The following is a 15,427-nucleotide window of genomic DNA, read 5'->3' as shown; positions in this document are numbered from 1 at the left end:
GAGCGCATGTGGTTGTTAGCTGCTATTTATACAAGTTAGCAATCACAAAACTATTTGCCATTAGATCAAACAACTTTTCGTATTTTCTTAGCCCACCTCGATCCATCGGCTTCCCGTTTACAGATGTCATTACTTGGCCTTGTATTTGAATCATTTTGTTTTTGTAGAAAATCACATACATAACCCCCTCCATTCCAACGGAGTACCGTAGTCTCGACATATTAATTTTGAATTGAACCCAAAAACCTGGAAGATTTTCTAGAGTCAGCTTCCCACTATTTATGTATTTAGAACCATCAGGGAGAAAATCTTTAATATCATCTGGGTTGAGTGTCTCCGCGACGTCCTTTTCTGTTATTATTTCCCCAAGCTGAAGCGGAATCTCTCCGATTAAGACAAGCAGTAACTCGAATCCTCTTCCGTTTTCACTAACGAATTTTTGTACGATATTAGGGCGATTACCCTCTTTAGCAGCCCATGTCTTTGGGATCTCAATGGAAAAAGCAACCCCTTTGGCCTTACCTTTACCATTTGTTGTGTATTTATATTTATAACCATCAAGAAACTCACGTTCTGGCCGTTTTTCGTAATCTGGTTTGAAAAGCAGTAATGTTTCTAGGATAGGAGATTCAATTTTTCCTTTTGCCCTTTCTCGAACTAATCCAACAAACTGACGAGCTTGCGTTTCTGATATTTGTTCAATATTGATAGAATTTGCAATTTGTTTGGCGAGTTTTTTTTGATTTTATTCCATTCGCTTTTACCATATTTAGCCATTAAAGCATCCATGCCATCAATCGAAGATTTGAAGGCCACTGAAAATTCTTCCTGTGCTATTAGCGCCAACCCTGATAATGAGGGATATGTCTTAGAAATTTCACTCAATGAATAGTTTTGACCCAAGTAGAAGCCATAAGCGCGGCCAATGTCTTTAACCAAAGCATTTGAAAGTTTGATTTCCGCAAATGCATTTGGAGCCGATACGATTAAAACCAATAGCATTGAAAATATGCGGATTACATTGTTCATGTTTATGTCCTTAATCTATAGCTCTGGCTTCACTTTTTCCTTTTTATTCAGAAAAGAGAGAAACAAGTAGGCAAAAACAAATGCACCGCCCACATCAAGGGGATTTCTCGGTGTAATTGTCATACCTATATCTTCTGAAATTACTTGGTATCTTATGTAATTTAGCAGCAGATAAGGCAACAACGTTGACGAAAAAATAATATCGTCAGTTCCCAAGCAACGCCTCGTGAGGAAGGTGTATTCTTGAACGCTGTTTTATTCAGTATCGTTGCCAGCCCCAAAATTATCAGGCCATAAACTATCCAGTCTACGATCATCTTCGCTTCTCCTTGCAGCTAACGTTGCCGCTAACCGGCAAACCGTAGCATCGGGCAATTTGTGCTATTCAAGCACAAATTGAACGTCGCGGAGGTGTGTCCGAGTTGAGCGGCTTTGTTATGTGTTTTTACTATATTCACGGACTATTTTTACAACTTGTACCTGATAAGACTTGTACCACTTAGATGCACCAAACTCTTGAGCTACCAAGTGCTCTGCATCTTGTTTCCATTTCTTTATCTGCTCTTGACTTTCCCAATAGGATATTGCTATTTCTTGCTTTTCTTCAGTAACTGAAGTGAACTCAGTGCAACCATACTTATTGATTGCAAGCTCTCTCATTAGAGATGCCATTTCGGAATAAGATTCGTCAAGCTCATTGATTTCTGCTTTGAATATGACAGCGTACATTTTTTACTTTTATTCCTCAGATTCATCTTGAATAAGACGAGCATCAATAAAACCATCTGTCATATGCTCAGCAACCAACGCATTGCATTTTGGACAATATGCCTGCTCTTTTTCTTTTCCTCCAGGAACTCCCATAGGACGTTCAGTAACTCTTATTTTAGCGCCACATTCTTTACATTGAGTGTCATAGTCCCACCCCATTCTCTTTGCTCCTTTTACACATAACGACCAAGCTGCGTGGCGCAAACGAAGCGCAGCGTAGTTTGCGTCCGAACGAGCGTATTGTTAGCCCTGAACATTTCGTAAAGACCGTAATGCTTTCACCAATTGAGTGCTTTCAGTTTCATCCATAGTTACGAATAACGCTTCTTCAATTTGAGATAGCTCAATTGTACCTGGAAAGCCTGCTTCTACATGAGGAACAACCATTTGCCTCATATCACCTTGCTTCCATCCATCCCATAGTGCTAATTTGTCGTAGCATTCCTCTTTTAGTATGAAAATAACTATTCCTTCTTCAGGAGTTAGTGGTTTCGTGGGTCTACATTTGTGCATATGCTCTTGAGGTTTTTCTTCATGGATATTTCTATAGTCAAATACAGATACACAGCCTTTATTTTTAAAATAATAATTACTTGATGATCCAAATGATGTTTCTAGCTCACCATTTTTGTTTGGTAGTATCTCTCCTGCAACCTTAATACTTTGCCAATTACTCACCCTAGAGACATGAAATACTTTACCTTCAATAAACGGCATTAAATGTTCAAGCGCATCACCTTGCTCAATATGTATTTCTGTCTTTTTCATGGGGCTAACGACCAAGCTCACCTGCCGCTATGAAGCGCAGCGGAATAGCGGTCAGGTGGAGCACCTTGTTATGTTTTACTTTCAGCAACATCTTCTGAATGGGTTCCTGGTTGCTCTGGCACCTCCGGAAAAACCACTAATTCTGTTGTTTTCAATATTGCCTTTCTGCATCTCGCGGCAAACCTTGCATCTTTTTTATTAGACAAATAGCGAGCAACTCTAAAGAGGTCCGGGGTAAATACTAGTGCAGTTGAACTCCTCACGGCAGCACTTTTGCATTTAGCAGTGAAAGGCTCCGACCTACTACCTACGGGCTCTAGCCTGAAGGCGTTACCAAATAAAACAGCTTTTGCAGGCTTATCAACTTCATCCCTTTCTAAGTCTTCATGGATATTCATTTCTAATTGTCGTAGCTTATCTATATTGATTGGCTTATTATCCTTGCCTTCAGCCTCTCCGATGAGACGCCCTTCTTTTGATTCGAAGACCACATCAAATTCTGATTCGGTATCGTGGTACTGTTCTGCAGTAAAACCAATGATCGAAAGAGCATCGATAATAGAGTGTTCTAGTGGTTTGCCCTTTTCATAGAGCAGGCTCCTCAATCTACTAAGGTCGCGCAGCTCTTCAAGAAGTTTCCCTTTTTGAGATTGTAATTTTTCGAGACGTTCTTCAGTTTTCAGTAGACTCGCCTTTACTTTTGATTCTTTGTCTAGTTCGTATTGTTCATCTTTTACCCATTCTGGCTCTGGTGTCGATTCGCCTTCCTTCTCTAATGTTTTATCGATTGCTACTACAGCCTTTAACATCTTCGAGGCAAAAACTCTTGCCTCCTCGGTCCAAACCTGTCTATCATCCTTTCCTTCTAGAAAAGCATCATCATAGAAATCAATATCTGGAAGGAAAATTAGGGCACCGCTAGAGTTCTTGCTTTTATATATTGCCCCTACAGACTTTTCACCGCTTTTTGTTGTTATGCATGTTGGCACTTTATCACCAGACAGAATCACTTTGTATTTTGAATGTTTTTCGAATTCTTTCCAGTAGCTAGCAATCAATTCAGATCCACGGGGTGTAATTCTCATGGCGCTTCCTTTTGCCTTTACTGGACTGATATTCGCGGGTATGCATTGATAGTTGTCATACTCACTGACGATTCTCGTGGTTTTCTGGTTCCTCCCTGTGCCTGAATATTCCCTTCTATCAGTGTCAATATAGACCAGATTAAGATCAGCCAGAAAGACGATCACCGTCTTACCTGATTCGACAGCATCTTTGATTTCTCTGCGCCAATGCTCGACTCTCTCTTTTAGGCGAAATGAACTGCTATCTGAAAGGCTCGGTTTCCCTTGGAAATGACTTGAATAATCAATAAATTCATCTATTGCAGGCTTAAAAAGAACGATATCCCAATCGAGAAGAGAAGTATCTGAGTCGAAGTCACAATATTCAACATCATCAGTCGCCAATTCAACCGCCACTGATATAATTTTCTTTTTTTGCCATGATATGTGATCAATCTACTTTTTAAACATAACAGTGTATTAGACCGAATCTCGGTACACCGTGATAGACGGATGCCGTCTATCACGGGTCATTCTCCCTTCTATCGATCGCCGTTTTCTTCTCTCCCTGTCTGTTGCATGGGGTTCGCTTTCTGAAGATACGCCTTTCCCCGGTGCGGCTGGAATCTGGACGAATGGAGAAAAAAATCCCGTTGATTCCATAAGTTACGCCAACACCACATTCCCATTCGCTGCCCACAGACGCCCTGATCCGAGCTGATCCGCCGTGTTTCCCGGGGCCCCGTGCCCCGGTCGATCGGTGGTACGCCCACCGCATGCTTCTGGTGATAGACGGCATCTGCTGCCATCGCGATAGACAGATTCTGTCCATCACGGGGATTGGCGGAACGGGCTGGAGATCGCGTTTCCTTGGCCGAAGGAGGTCGCCAGATGCCTGAAGGTGCTGCCTGTCTGTGGTATCGACTAAAAGCGCGCCTCCGCGCCTGCCGGCGCATCGGCAAGGCTCCCGACTCTATGGCGCGGAGCGGCTTCCGAGGGATTGCTTGTTGTGGCCGGAGATCGGCAAGGGGGATGTCGATAGAGGGGAGATACGGGGCGGGCGCAGGGTGCTGCCGGACGCGTTCGAGGCGTCCGTGCCGTTTCCATTTCGCGATGTTCCCACGCGTCATGAGCAGGATCTCCATTCCCGGGAGTCGGGCCAGTCTATCGCCCCCACGCCCTGGCATGCAAATACCCCACCGCGCTTTGCGTCCTTCGGGAAACCGTCTCTCGCTTGTGGAGAGGTCAGGAGGGAGCATGACTCCTTGTTCGAGAAGCCCCCTCCCGGCCTCCCCCACCGACATGGGAGAGGAGATCGTGATCGAGCCTGGTCCAGGCTACAGCGCTTCGAGGAAGGCGCGCGCGGTCTCGGGGTCGCGGGTGCGCGCGAAGTCGGGCATGGCCGCCAGGAAGGTGTGGCCGTAGGATTTCTTCAGCAGCCGGGGGTCGCAGACCACCAGCACGCCGCGGTCGTTGGCGTCGCGGATCAGGCGGCCGGCGCCCTGTTTGAGGGCGATGGCGGCCTGCGGCACCTGGTAGTGCATGAAGGGGTTGCCGCCGCGCGCGCGGATGGCGTCCAGCCGGGCCTGCAGCACCGGATCGCCCGGCGAGGCGAAGGGCAGCTTGTCGATGATGACCAGCGAGAGGGCGTCGCCGCGCACGTCCACGCCTTCCCAGAAGCTGGCGGTGCCCAGCAGCACGGCGTTACCGTGTTCGACGAAGCGGCGCAACAGCTCGGCCTTGGGCTGGTCGCCCTGTACCAGCAGCGGGTAGTCCAGTTTCTGCTCTTCCAGCCAGTCGGCCGCCTCGTTGAGGGCGCGATAGCTGGTGAACAGCAGAAAGGCGCGACCACGCGCGGCGCGAATCAGGGGCAATGCCTCACGCATCACCGCCTGCACATAGCCGCGATCACTGGGCGGCGGCAGGCCGCGCGGCACGTACCACAGGGCCTGTTGCTGAAAGTCGAAAGGACTGTCCCAGCGCGCGGTGCGCGCCGCGAACAGGCCAAGCTGGTGCTGGAAGTGGGTGAAGCTGTCGCCCACCGCCAGGGTCGCCGAGGTGAAGATCCAGGTGGCCGGGCGCTGGCGCATCTGCCCGCTGAAGACCTCGGCGACGTCGATGGGCGTGCTGTTGAGCCGCAGGCTGTGACCGAACACCTCGAACCAGCGCACCACCTGCTCGGGCGCCTCGGGCTCGCGCAGGCCGGCCAGGGTCTGCAATTGCAGGGCACAGCGCGCTTGACAGGCATCCAGCCCCTTGCCGCGCCCTTCGATGGTCTCGAGCAGGCCATGCAGGGTCTCCAGCTCGCGCGCCAGGGTGTCGAGGGCCGTGCCGATCCTGGCGTCGTCCTCGATCTCGGCCCAGGCGCCCCGTCCCGGCCGCCCCTCGAAGGCCAGGCGCAGGTCCTTCGCCGCCTTGTCCAGACGATCGAGCTGGTCGAGGATCTTCGGCAGGTCGCCGGCCTCGCGGTGGTACTCGGCGCGGGTGTCGCTCACCAGTTCGGTGACCTGACGGGTGCTCAGGGTCTCGCCGAAGAAGTTGCTCGCCACCTCGGGCAGCTGGTGCGCCTCGTCGATGACGAACACGTCGGCCGCGGGCAGCAGCTCGCCGAAGCCGGTGTCGCGGATGGCGAAATCGGCGCACAACAGGTGGTGGTTGATGACCACCAGGTCGGCCTCCTGGGCCTGCCGTCGCGCCTCGACCAGGTGACATTGGCTCCACGACGGGCAGTCTTGTCCCAGGCAGTTGTCGGTGGTCGAGGTGACCAGCGGCCAGATGGGGGCGTCCTCGGGCACGTCGCGGATCTCGCCGATGTCGCCACGCTCGGTGCGCAGCGACCAGTCACGCACCTTGAGCAACCAGCGCAACTGGTCCCTGGGGTGGCCGCGCGCGTCCTGCAGGGCCAGGTCCAGGCGGTGCAGGCACAGGTAGTTGGCGCGTCCCTTGAGCAGGGCCACCTTCGCCGGGCTGGCCATCACCTCGCGCAGCCGCGGCAGGTCGCGCAGGAAGAGCTGGTCCTGCAGGTTGCGGGTGCCGGTGGAGATCACCACCTTGCGCCCCGACAGCAGGGCCGGCACCAGGTAGGCGTAGGTCTTGCCGGTGCCGGTGCCGGCCTCGGCGATCAGGTGCTCGCCTTCTTCGATCGCCTCGGCCACCGCCTCGGCCATGGCCAGTTGTTGCGGGCGATGCGCAAAGCCCTCGATGGCACGCGAGAGCAGGCCATCGGCCCCCAGCACCTCCTCGATATCGGACAACACCTCAGTCTTCGCCGTCTTCCGCACGCCCACCGACCGCGTCCCACACCAGCTCGCCGAGGACGCGGAAACGCGCCACCGACATGGCACCGCGCCGCGCCCGTGCGCTGCCACTGTCGATGTACTCGAGCAGGTCGTCACGGCGGGCGCGCCAGATCTCCTGCGGCTGGTAGTCCTCGTCCATGAGCACCAGCAGCACCGCGTCCCAGGACTGGTTGAGCTTGAGCTGGCCGATGCGCTCGCCGCCCCGGCTGTCGGCGGCGATCAGGCGCGACTTGATCTGGAAGCGTTCGCCACTGCGCGGATCGCGCGCATCCCAGCCACCGGCCTCGCCTTCCGGTCGCGGCTCGAGCGCCAGCAGGCGGATGGCATCGTGCTCGGCGATCTCGCTGCTCACCCCGGGCAGCGGCTTGCCCATGGCGCGGCGATACTCGGCGGCCAGGGACCGCGCCTGGGCGATCAGCTTGTCCGGGGCATAGGGCGTGGCCACGACGGGGTTACTTCTGTGGCGGTTCCCAGTAACCAAAGGCATCGCCCGCGGGCGGGCGCGGAGGCTGCTGCTGTTGGGCCTGCACGTCGCGGTACACGCGGTCGGCAAATTCGCACAGCTGCTGGAAATAGGTCTCCTTCTCTTCCGCCGGCAGGTTGCGCTCGCTGCCCAGCAGATAGCCGGTTACGGCGGCCAGGTATTGCAGCACCAGGCCGTTGTCGGCCCCGGGGTGCTGCCGGTCCACTGCCTGCATGATGTCCTGAAAGAGTTCGTTGGATAACTGGATCTCGGCCATGGGGCCCTCCTCGGTTATTGAATGATGCGCGCCCTGCGGCGCGCCTGTTCGGCCCCGCGCCGGTCACCCAGTGCCTCGCGCGTGGTGGCGATCAACTGCCAGTTGTCGGCCTGCAGGATGGGATCGCTGCCGGCCAGAGCATTGGACTTGGCGGCAAAGGATTCGACCCAGGCGTACTGGCCCTGGTCGGCATACAGATGCGCCAGGCGGTTCCACAGGCGCGGGTTGCGCGACTCGATGCGCAGTGCGCGCTCGATGCTGGCCTGGGCGGCGGCATAGTCGCCGGCACGCCGCTGTGCCGCCGCCTTGCGCAACAGCTTGCGCACCGCCGGCGAGGCCGTCGGGCGTACCCGTGCCACCTGCGCCGGCGGGCGATAGGGGCGGACCTCGGTGCCACCACCGGCCAGGGCCGTGGCGGTATCGGCCGGCCGCTGTCCGCTCACCGACTCCACGGGAGCCGGTCGGGTATCCATGCGGTAGGGCGAGCCACAGGCGCCCAGCAACAGGCACACCGCAGCGATCGACAAACGCTTGAGAGGCATGGCCAGTCCTTGCGTGCGGAACGATGCGGGCATTGTAATGGAATTGCCGAATCGCGACAGGCGGCACGGCAGCATCGTGCCATTGTTCGAACCCTGCACTTTCAATCCGCCCGAAACCCTGCCATATAATGCGTTCGACCCCCATGCGCCGAGCCATCCCCGCAGAAGGAACCGGCCGCGCTCTTGCCACAAAAGGAGATGTACCATGCTGGTCAAAGACGTCATGTCCACCTCGCTCAAGACCGTCGCCCCCGATACCCCGCTCGCGGAGGTCGTCACCACCATGTGCCTGTTCCGCGTCAGCGGCATCCCGGTGGTCGAGGAGGACAACCGGCTGGTCGGCATCATCGCCGAGAAGGACGTGCTCGACTCGCTGTTCCCCACCGTCGAAGAGGTGATGACCGAGAGCGGCACCGCCACGATGGACCTGGAAACCGCGCTCAACAAGTACGCCGACATGACCACCAAGAAGGTGGCCGACCTGATGACCCCGGGGGTGATCAGCGTGTCGCCGGACATGGAAATCCTGAAGGCCGCCGCGCGCATGGTCGGCCGTCGCTTCCGCCGCATCCCGGTGGCCGAGGGCGAGCGCCTGGTCGGCATGCTCAGCCTCGGCGACGTGCACAAGGCCATCTACCGCGAACACGCCAAGCGGCGGCTCTGAGCGGCAGCCCCCGGCGCGTTCAACGCTTCAGCAACCAAGTCCAGCACCCCCGGCCCGCCGCGCTCGCCACAGGCGGAGCGCAGGCGCGGCTGGGAGCCAGCGGCAAAGGGCAGGCGGATTGCGCCCTCGCAGCCTTCGGCTGAGAGCATGCCACTGTCGTCCTCGATCCAGTGATACTCGACGCCCGTGGGCGGCAGCGGATCGAGCGCTTGCAGGTGCAGCGCACGCATCGCGCGGCCGAACAGCGGCAGCGCACCGCGCGAGCCGGTCAGCCGGATCGGCCGGTTGTCGTCCCGGCCCACCCAGACCACGGCCACGCGATCGGCACCGAAGCCGGCAAACCAACTGTCGCGCAGGTCATCGGTGGTGCCGGTCTTGCCGGCCACCGCGAAGCCCTCGCCCAGCCAACGTTGCAGGGATTTCGCCGTGCCCTCGCGCACCACTTCCTGCAGGGCCTCGCTCACCAGGAAGGCGGCCACCGGATCGACCGTGCGGCGCACCGCCAGCGGGTAGCGCTGCAGGGGTTGCCCGTCGGCGTCGAGCACCTCGCGGATGGCGCGTAGCGGCGCGCGGAAGCCACCGGCGGCAATCGTCTGGTAGAGCTGCGCGACCTCGATCGGTGCCAGCGGCAAGGCCCCCAGCAGTACCGAGGGATAAGGCGGGATCTCGCGTTCCACGCCCAGCGCGTGCAGGGTATCGATCACCCGTTGCACGCCGATGTCCATGCCGACATGCACTGCCGCCAGGTTGTAGGACTGCGCCAGCGCCCGGTGCAACGGTACCCGGCCATGCGCCTGGTGATCGAAGTTGTCGGGTGACCACAGGTCACCATTGGGCAGCTCGATACGTACCGGGCTGTCGTCCACCAGGGTCGCCAGGGTATAGCGCTGCGGCTCGGACAGCGCCGCCAGGTAGAGCGCCGGCTTGACCAGCGAACCGATGGGCCGGTGCGCATCCAGCGCCCGGTTGAATCCCGCATAACCGGCGCGGCGCCCGCCGACCAGGACACGTACCTCGCCCTGGTCGGGCGTCACCATCACCATCGCCGCCTGCAGGCGGCCAGCGGGCAGGCGGCGCGTCTTCTCGATGCGCCTCAGCCCCTTCGCCACCGCTTCGGCCGCGACCTTCTGCGCCCAGGGGTCCAGCGTGGTGAAGACGTGCAGCCCCTCGGAGGTCAAATCTTCCTCGCGATAGTCTCGCGCCAGCTGCCGGCGTACCAGCTGGATGAAGGCGGGGTAACGATGCTGCGGACCGTGCCCGCGCGCGCTCACTCCCAGCGGACGCGCCTGGTAGGCACGCAGTTGCCGCGCATCGAGGAAGCCCAAGCGGTGCATCTGCTCGAGCACCAGGTTGCGGCGCTTGCGCGCGCGCTCGGGATGGCGTCGCGGATTGTAGTAGGACGCCCCTTTGACCAGCCCCACCAGCAGCGCGGTCTCGTGTGGCTGCAACTCGGTGAGCGGGCGATTGAAATAGAACCGTGCCGCCAGGCCGAAGCCATGGATGGCACGATCGCCGTCCTGTCCCAGGAAGATCTCGTTGGCATAGGCCTCGAGGATCTCGTCCTTGCTGTAGCGCGCCTCGACGATCAGCGCCATCAGCACCTCGTTGAGCTTGCGCCACAGGCTGCGCTCGGGGGTGAGGAAGAAGTTCTTCACCAGCTGCTGGGTGAGCGTGCTGCCGCCCTGCACCGTGCGCCCCGCGCGCAGGTTGGCCCACAAGGCCCGGGCGATGCCGCGCGGATCGACCCCGTGGTGTTCAAAGAAGCGCCGGTCTTCCACCGCCAGCAGGGCCTGTACCAGGTGTTCGGGCAGGTCCTCACGGCGCACCAGCACGCGGTCTTCCTTGTGCGCGGGGTAGATGCTGCCGATCTCCGCGGGCTCCAGGCGCACCAGGTCCAGCGGCCGACCGGCGGCATCGCTCAGGCCGATCACCCGGCCGGAGGCGATGCGCACCGTCAGGCGGCGGGCCGGCTGTTCACCGTCCCAGAACACGAAGGGTCGGGTGTGAATGATGAAGCGCCCCCGCGCCTGGCTCCATTCCGCGCCCTTGCGCGGGCGGCGTACCTTGCGGTAGCCCAGCACCGTCAGTTCATAGCGCAACTGCGCCACCGACACCGGCGCACCTTCGTAGAGTTCCAGCGGCCGCGCATAGACCCGCGCCGGCACCGCCCAGCGCTTGCCCTCGAAGGCCACGCGGACCTGTTGCGACAGGTAGAGCAGGTAACCGCCGAACAGCAGCACGCCCAGCACCAGGGCGCCGAGCAGCCAGCGCCACCAAGCGCGCCGGCGGGGAGCGTGGGCAGCGGCCTTGCGCCGACGTGTGGACTTTTTTCGGGTGGCCGGCTTGCGCCGGCGCTTGGGTTGTCTGGCCATTCAGAGATCTCGTTGCTTCAGCAAGAGGCAAATCATGCAGGTTCGCAGGTGGCCCGTCCTCGGGCCGAACCTTATCGGCCGAATGTTCGCGGCGAGGACGCCGCTCCCACAGATTCGCAGGTGGTCCGTCCCCGGGCCGAACCTCACCGGCCGAAGGTTCGCGGCGGGGACGCCGCTCCCACAGGTTCGTAGGAGGCCCGTCCTCGGGCCGAACCTCCTACGTCTCGAGCAGCAGGCCGTCGACCTTCTGGAAACCACGTGGCAGCTTGTTGCCACGCCGTCCGCGCTCGCCTTCGTAGGCGTTGAGATCGGCAGCCTTGAGCGTGAGATGGCGCTTGCCCGAGAGCACGCGTACCCGGCCGCCTTCCGGCACCACCAGCACCCCCACCAGGTACTCGGAACGCTCGGCCACTGCCTTGGACGGGATGCCGATGATCTTGTTGCCCTTGCCACGCGCCATTGCCGGGAGCTCGGCGACCGGAATCACCAGCATGTGCCCCGTGCTGGTCACCGCCACCAGGCGGTCGGTGTCCGGGTCGTGCAACGGGCTGGGCTTGAGCACCCGCGCGCCCTCGGGCAGCTTGAGCACCGCCTTGCCCCCCTTCTTGTTGGCGATCAGGTCCTTGGCCTGCACCCGGAAACCGTAGCCGGCATCGGACGCCAGCAGCCACCAGCGCTCGGGCTCGCCACCGATCACCGCGCAGAAGGCCGCACCCGCCGGCGGTGAGAAGCGCCCGGTGAGCGGCTCGCCCTGGCCACGCGCGGACGGCAGGGTGTGCGCCAGCAGGGAATAGCTGCGCCCGGTGCTGTCGAGGAAGATCACCGGCTGGTTGGAACGCACCCGCGCCGAGTCGAGGTAGGCATCACCGGCCTTGTAGTTGAGCCCGGCCGGGTCGATCTCGTGGCCCTTGGCGGCGCGCACCCAGCCCTTTTCGGAGAGCACCACGGTGACCGGTTCGGAGGGCGCCAGCTCGGTCTCGTCCATGGCCTCGGCCGGCGGCCGGGTGACGATGGGCGAACGCCGCGCATCGCCGTACTGCTCGGCATCGGCCGCCAGTTCCTTGCGGACCAGGGTCTTCATGCGCGCCTTCGATCCCAGGGTCTTCTCCAGCTCGGCGCGTTCGCGGTCCAGCTCTTCCTGCTCGGCGCGGATCTTCATCTCCTCAAGCCGCGCCAGGTGGCGCAGGCGGGTGTTGAGGATGTACTCGGCCTGCACGTCGGTGAGCTCGAAACGGCGCATCAACACCGGCTTGGGCTCGTCCTCGCTGCGGATGATGCGGATCACCTCGTCCAGGTTCAGGAAGGCGATCAGCAGGCCCTCGAGCAGGTGCAGGCGGTCGTTGACCTTGTCCAGGCGGTGTTGCAGGCGCCGGCGCACCGTCTCGAAGCGGAACTCCAGCCATTCACGCAGCAGGCTGCGCAGGTCCTTGACCTCGGGCCGGCCCGAGAGCCCGATCATGTTCATGTTCACCCGGTAGCTGCGCTCCAGGTCGGTGGTGGCGCAGAGGTGACGCATCAGGCGTTCCAGGTCGACGCGGCTGGAGCGCGGCACGATCACCAGCCGGGTCGGGTTCTCGTGGTCGGACTCGTCACGCAGGTCTTCCACCCAGGGCAGCTTCTTCGCCTGCATCTGCTGCGCGATCTGCTCGAGGATACGCGCGCCCGACACCTGGTAGGGCAAGGCCGTGATCACCACGCAGCCGGCTTCGACCTCCCAGCGCGCGCGCACCCTGACCGAGCCCTGCCCGGTCTCGTAGAGGCGCAACAGGTCGTCCGGCGCGGAGATGATCTCGGCCTCGGTGGGGAAATCCGGTCCCGGGATGTGCTCGCACAGCTCGGCCACCGTGGCCTTCGGCTGTTCGATCAGGCGGATGCAGGCCGCCGCCACTTCGCGCAGGTTGTGCGGCGGGATGTCGGTCGCCATGCCCACGGCAATGCCGGTGCCACCGTTGAGCAGCACATTCGGCAGGCGCGCCGGCAGGGCCTTCGGCTCCTCGAGGGTGCCATCGAAGTTGGGCTGCCATTCCACCGTGCCCTGCCCCAGTTCGGCGAGCAGCACCTGCGCGTAAGGGGTGAGCCGTGCCTCGGTGTAACGCATGGCGGCGAAGGACTTGGGGTCGTCGGGCGAGCCCCAGTTGCCCTGACCGTCGATCAGCGGGTAGCGGTAGGAGAAGTCCTGCGCCATCAGCACCATGGCCTCGTAGCAGGCCGAATCGCCGTGCGGGTGGAACTTGCCCAGCACGTCGCCCACGGTACGCGCCGACTTCTTGAACTTGGCCGCGGCCGACAGGCCCAGCTCGGACATGGCATAGACGATGCGCCGCTGCACCGGCTTGAGGCCGTCGCCGATGAAAGGCAAGGCACGGTCGAGGATGACGTACATGGAATAGTCCAGGTACGCCTTTTCGGTGAAGCGCGCGAGCGGCAGGCGCTCGGTGCCGTCGGGGTTGTATTCGGTTTCCTGGTCCATTGACGGGGTGCTTCCGGAACTACTGCGAAAGCGGGGATTCTACACCGCCGCCACCCCGCCGGGCCGCCCTATCGCGCCGCCTGCAGTTCGCCGGCGTCCAGGGCCGCCACCGGTCCGCCGGCCGCCTTTTGCACGTCGGCGAAGATGGAGAGGACATCGTTCTTCCAGCGACGGAACTGGATGACCATCTCGGGATCCTCGGCGAAATAGCGCTCCAGCGTGGTCGGATCGACCGCCACCATCAGGGTCTCGTCACGCTCCGCCTCGACCGCGATCTTCAGCGGCAGGTAGGGGGTGAACTCGGGATGTTCGCCGCTGATGCGCCGAACCTCGTCGATCTTGCCGAAGAACAGCACCCGGTAGGTGTCGGAATGGAAACCGAAACCGGCCAGCCCGCTGTCGCACTTCTGGATGTGCGCCAGCGCATAGCCATGCTCCTCGATCGCGGTCTTGAGGTATTCGATCGCCAGGTCGGCCTTCATGGCCACCCGACTCATGAGCATGCCATCGGCCAGGGCGGTGCCTGCCGACAGCAGCAACAGCAATGCCAGTACGCGCTTCACAGGGTCACCTCGTCTATGATCTCGGCGAAGGTCTCTTCCATGTGATCCCACAGGCGGATCAGCTGGTCGTTGTTGAACCAGCGCGCAATCACGCGCAGGTTGGGGATCACCAGCAGCACCTTGCCGTCCGGGCGTTCCAGGATGGTGACCCGGCAGGGCAGCACCACCCCCAGGCGCGGCTCGATGTTGAGCATGCCGTAGAGCTCGTTGAAGTTGCAGAAGCGGATGCCCACCTGCCGCTGGTTCACGCTGAACTCGTCGGTCAGGCCCTGTTCGAGGAAGCGGTCGGGGAAGATGCGGAAATTGTTGCCGACCAGCGCCTGCTTGACGTTGTGCACCGTGGTCTCGAAGTCATAGGGGGACTCGAAGACATGCGAGGGCTCCTCGTCGAAATCCAGGGCCTCGCGCGGCGGCATCTGGCGGCCCAGCTCGCGCACCCAGGCGACGATGTCGGTGATCTGTTCCTGCGACAACTGCTTGCCGAAGGCCGGCATGCCCGATTGCGGGCGGCCCACGGTGACGATGCGGCGGATCATGCGGTCGGTCGCCGCCTTCTGGAAACCGGGATTGGCGATCGCCGCGGGCATCACCAGGAAGGAACGCTTGCGCGCGATACTCACCCCGGTGCCCTTGCCCGCTCCCATGCCGTCTGGTGCATGGCAGGCCACGCAATGCTTCTCGTAGAGCACCTTGCCGCGCTGTGGATCCCCCGCGAGCGGGGCCGGATCATAATGACGATCCGTGGTGTTCGTCCGCTTGCGCAGGAAGCGCACGATGGCGCTCACCTGCGCCTCGCTCAGTTCCTGGAAGGCCGGCATGATGCGTCCCGGCCGGCCGTTGCGGATGGTCTGTACCAGGTAGTCGTCACTGTAGTCGACGAGCTTCTCGGCGGTCAGGGGCAGGCCGATACCGCCCGATCCCTCGAATTGATGGCAGGCGGCGCAGTGGTCGATATAGAGCTGACGGCCGTCCGGGAGCGCGCTGGCCTGAACGGACAGCAACAACAGCCATGCCCCCAGCAGGCGATGGATTCGCATCATGATTCCTCGCGGCAGTGCAGATCTGAACAGCAGATTAACATCTTCTAATTAACCTGGATTGACCGGCGTCAAAAGCTCCCCGATCGCCTGTCTGAAACGGCACGA

General features: G+C 60.1%; 14 protein-coding genes. 1 reads left to right on the top strand and 13 read right to left on the bottom strand.

All coding sequences use genetic code 11. The features are described 5' to 3' along the window. Window positions 1–657: 657 nt before the first annotated feature. The 9 genes from EBS_RS13880 to EBS_RS12760 all read right to left on the bottom strand — a co-directional run bounded on the left by EBS_RS13880 (window position 658) and on the right by EBS_RS12760 (window position 8,246). Complete coding sequence (locus EBS_RS13880) at window positions 658–1,029, bottom strand: hypothetical protein (protein WP_148307648.1); 372 nt, start codon at window positions 1,027–1,029, stop codon at window positions 658–660. Between the two features lie 435 nt (window positions 1,030–1,464). Further along, on the bottom strand, window positions 1,465–1,758 hold the full coding sequence (locus EBS_RS12770; RefSeq protein WP_052199290.1) for an antibiotic biosynthesis monooxygenase family protein: 294 nt from the start codon (window positions 1,756–1,758) through the stop codon (window positions 1,465–1,467). Window positions 1,759–1,767: 9 nt separating this feature from the next. Beyond that, complete coding sequence (locus EBS_RS12765; protein WP_052199289.1) at window positions 1,768–1,959, bottom strand: hypothetical protein; 192 nt, start codon at window positions 1,957–1,959, stop codon at window positions 1,768–1,770. Between the two features lie 84 nt (window positions 1,960–2,043). Further along, a complete protein-coding gene (locus EBS_RS13875; protein WP_148307647.1) occupies window positions 2,044–2,568 on the bottom strand; it encodes a hypothetical protein in 525 nt (174 codons plus the stop codon). A gap of 68 nt (window positions 2,569–2,636) precedes the next feature. After that, window positions 2,637–4,049, bottom strand: a complete 1,413-nt coding sequence (locus EBS_RS04150) for a hypothetical protein (protein WP_231892842.1) — start codon at window positions 4,047–4,049, stop codon at window positions 2,637–2,639. 920 nt (window positions 4,050–4,969) lie between these two features. Next, window positions 4,970–6,886, bottom strand: coding sequence for an ATP-dependent DNA helicase (locus EBS_RS04145; protein WP_043109215.1), 1,917 nt, complete (start codon window positions 6,884–6,886; stop codon window positions 4,970–4,972). A 4-nt stretch (window positions 6,887–6,890) separates the two neighbouring features. Then, complete coding sequence (locus EBS_RS04140) at window positions 6,891–7,376, bottom strand: hypothetical protein (protein WP_043107484.1); 486 nt, start codon at window positions 7,374–7,376, stop codon at window positions 6,891–6,893. 7 nt (window positions 7,377–7,383) lie between these two features. Beyond that, the gene (locus EBS_RS04135) at window positions 7,384–7,671 is read right to left on the bottom strand and encodes a hypothetical protein (protein ID WP_043107482.1); all 288 of its coding nucleotides are present in this window, start codon (window positions 7,669–7,671) and stop codon (window positions 7,384–7,386) included. 14 nt (window positions 7,672–7,685) lie between these two features. Further along, the gene (locus tag EBS_RS12760) at window positions 7,686–8,246 is read right to left on the bottom strand and encodes a tetratricopeptide repeat protein (protein WP_171816178.1); all 561 of its coding nucleotides are present in this window, start codon (window positions 8,244–8,246) and stop codon (window positions 7,686–7,688) included. A gap of 172 nt (window positions 8,247–8,418) precedes the next feature. Between EBS_RS12760 and EBS_RS04125 the strand changes: the two genes are divergently transcribed. Next, window positions 8,419–8,877 carry a CBS domain-containing protein gene (locus tag EBS_RS04125; RefSeq protein WP_043107481.1) on the top strand — a complete coding sequence of 153 codons (459 nt, stop codon included), beginning with the start codon at window positions 8,419–8,421 and terminating at the stop codon, window positions 8,875–8,877. Here EBS_RS04125 and mrcB read toward each other — a convergent pair. The 4 genes from mrcB to EBS_RS04105 all read right to left on the bottom strand — a co-directional run bounded on the left by mrcB (window position 8,847) and on the right by EBS_RS04105 (window position 15,322). Then, on the bottom strand, window positions 8,847–11,249 hold the full coding sequence (gene mrcB / locus EBS_RS04120; RefSeq protein WP_052199286.1) for a penicillin-binding protein 1B: 2,403 nt from the start codon (window positions 11,247–11,249) through the stop codon (window positions 8,847–8,849). The genes EBS_RS04125 and mrcB overlap by 31 nt on opposite strands. A 217-nt stretch (window positions 11,250–11,466) precedes the next feature. Beyond that, window positions 11,467–13,719 carry a DNA topoisomerase IV subunit A gene (gene parC, locus EBS_RS04115; protein WP_043107479.1) on the bottom strand — a complete coding sequence of 751 codons (2,253 nt, stop codon included), beginning with the start codon at window positions 13,717–13,719 and terminating at the stop codon, window positions 11,467–11,469. Between the two features lie 68 nt (window positions 13,720–13,787). Next, the gene (locus EBS_RS04110; protein ID WP_052199285.1) at window positions 13,788–14,282 is read right to left on the bottom strand and encodes a hypothetical protein; all 495 of its coding nucleotides are present in this window, start codon (window positions 14,280–14,282) and stop codon (window positions 13,788–13,790) included. After that, entirely contained in the window at window positions 14,279–15,322 is a 1,044-nt protein-coding gene (locus EBS_RS04105; RefSeq protein ID WP_052199284.1) for a c-type cytochrome, read from the bottom strand. Before EBS_RS04105 ends, EBS_RS04110 begins: the two co-directional genes overlap by 4 nt. Window positions 15,323–15,427: the final 105 nt, after the last annotated feature.

Source organism: endosymbiont of unidentified scaly snail isolate Monju (assembly GCF_000801295.1).
Classification (GTDB): Bacteria; Pseudomonadota; Gammaproteobacteria; order Chromatiales; family Chromatiaceae; genus MONJU.
This window is presented reverse-complemented; position numbering and strand designations above follow the sequence as displayed.

Excerpts from the sequence above, each read along its gene's own strand:
- EBS_RS12765 (WP_052199289.1), bottom strand. The coding sequence starts at position 1,959 with ATGGGGTGGGACTATGACACTCAATGTAAAGAATGTGGCGCTAAAATA.
- EBS_RS04105 (WP_052199284.1), bottom strand. The coding sequence starts at position 15,322 with ATGATGCGAATCCATCGCCTGCTGGGGGCATGGCTGTTGTTGCTGTCC.
- EBS_RS12760 (WP_171816178.1), bottom strand. The coding sequence starts at position 8,246 with ATGCCCGCATCGTTCCGCACGCAAGGACTGGCCATGCCTCTCAAGCGT.
- EBS_RS04135 (WP_043107482.1), bottom strand. The coding sequence starts at position 7,671 with ATGGCCGAGATCCAGTTATCCAACGAACTCTTTCAGGACATCATGCAG.
- EBS_RS12770 (WP_052199290.1), bottom strand. The coding sequence starts at position 1,758 with ATGTACGCTGTCATATTCAAAGCAGAAATCAATGAGCTTGACGAATCT.
- EBS_RS04125 (WP_043107481.1), top strand. The coding sequence starts at position 8,419 with ATGCTGGTCAAAGACGTCATGTCCACCTCGCTCAAGACCGTCGCCCCC.
- parC (WP_043107479.1), bottom strand. The coding sequence starts at position 13,719 with ATGGACCAGGAAACCGAATACAACCCCGACGGCACCGAGCGCCTGCCG.
- EBS_RS13880 (WP_148307648.1), bottom strand. The coding sequence starts at position 1,029 with ATGAACAATGTAATCCGCATATTTTCAATGCTATTGGTTTTAATCGTA.
- mrcB (WP_052199286.1), bottom strand. The coding sequence starts at position 11,249 with ATGGCCAGACAACCCAAGCGCCGGCGCAAGCCGGCCACCCGAAAAAAG.
- EBS_RS13875 (WP_148307647.1), bottom strand. The coding sequence starts at position 2,568 with ATGAAAAAGACAGAAATACATATTGAGCAAGGTGATGCGCTTGAACAT.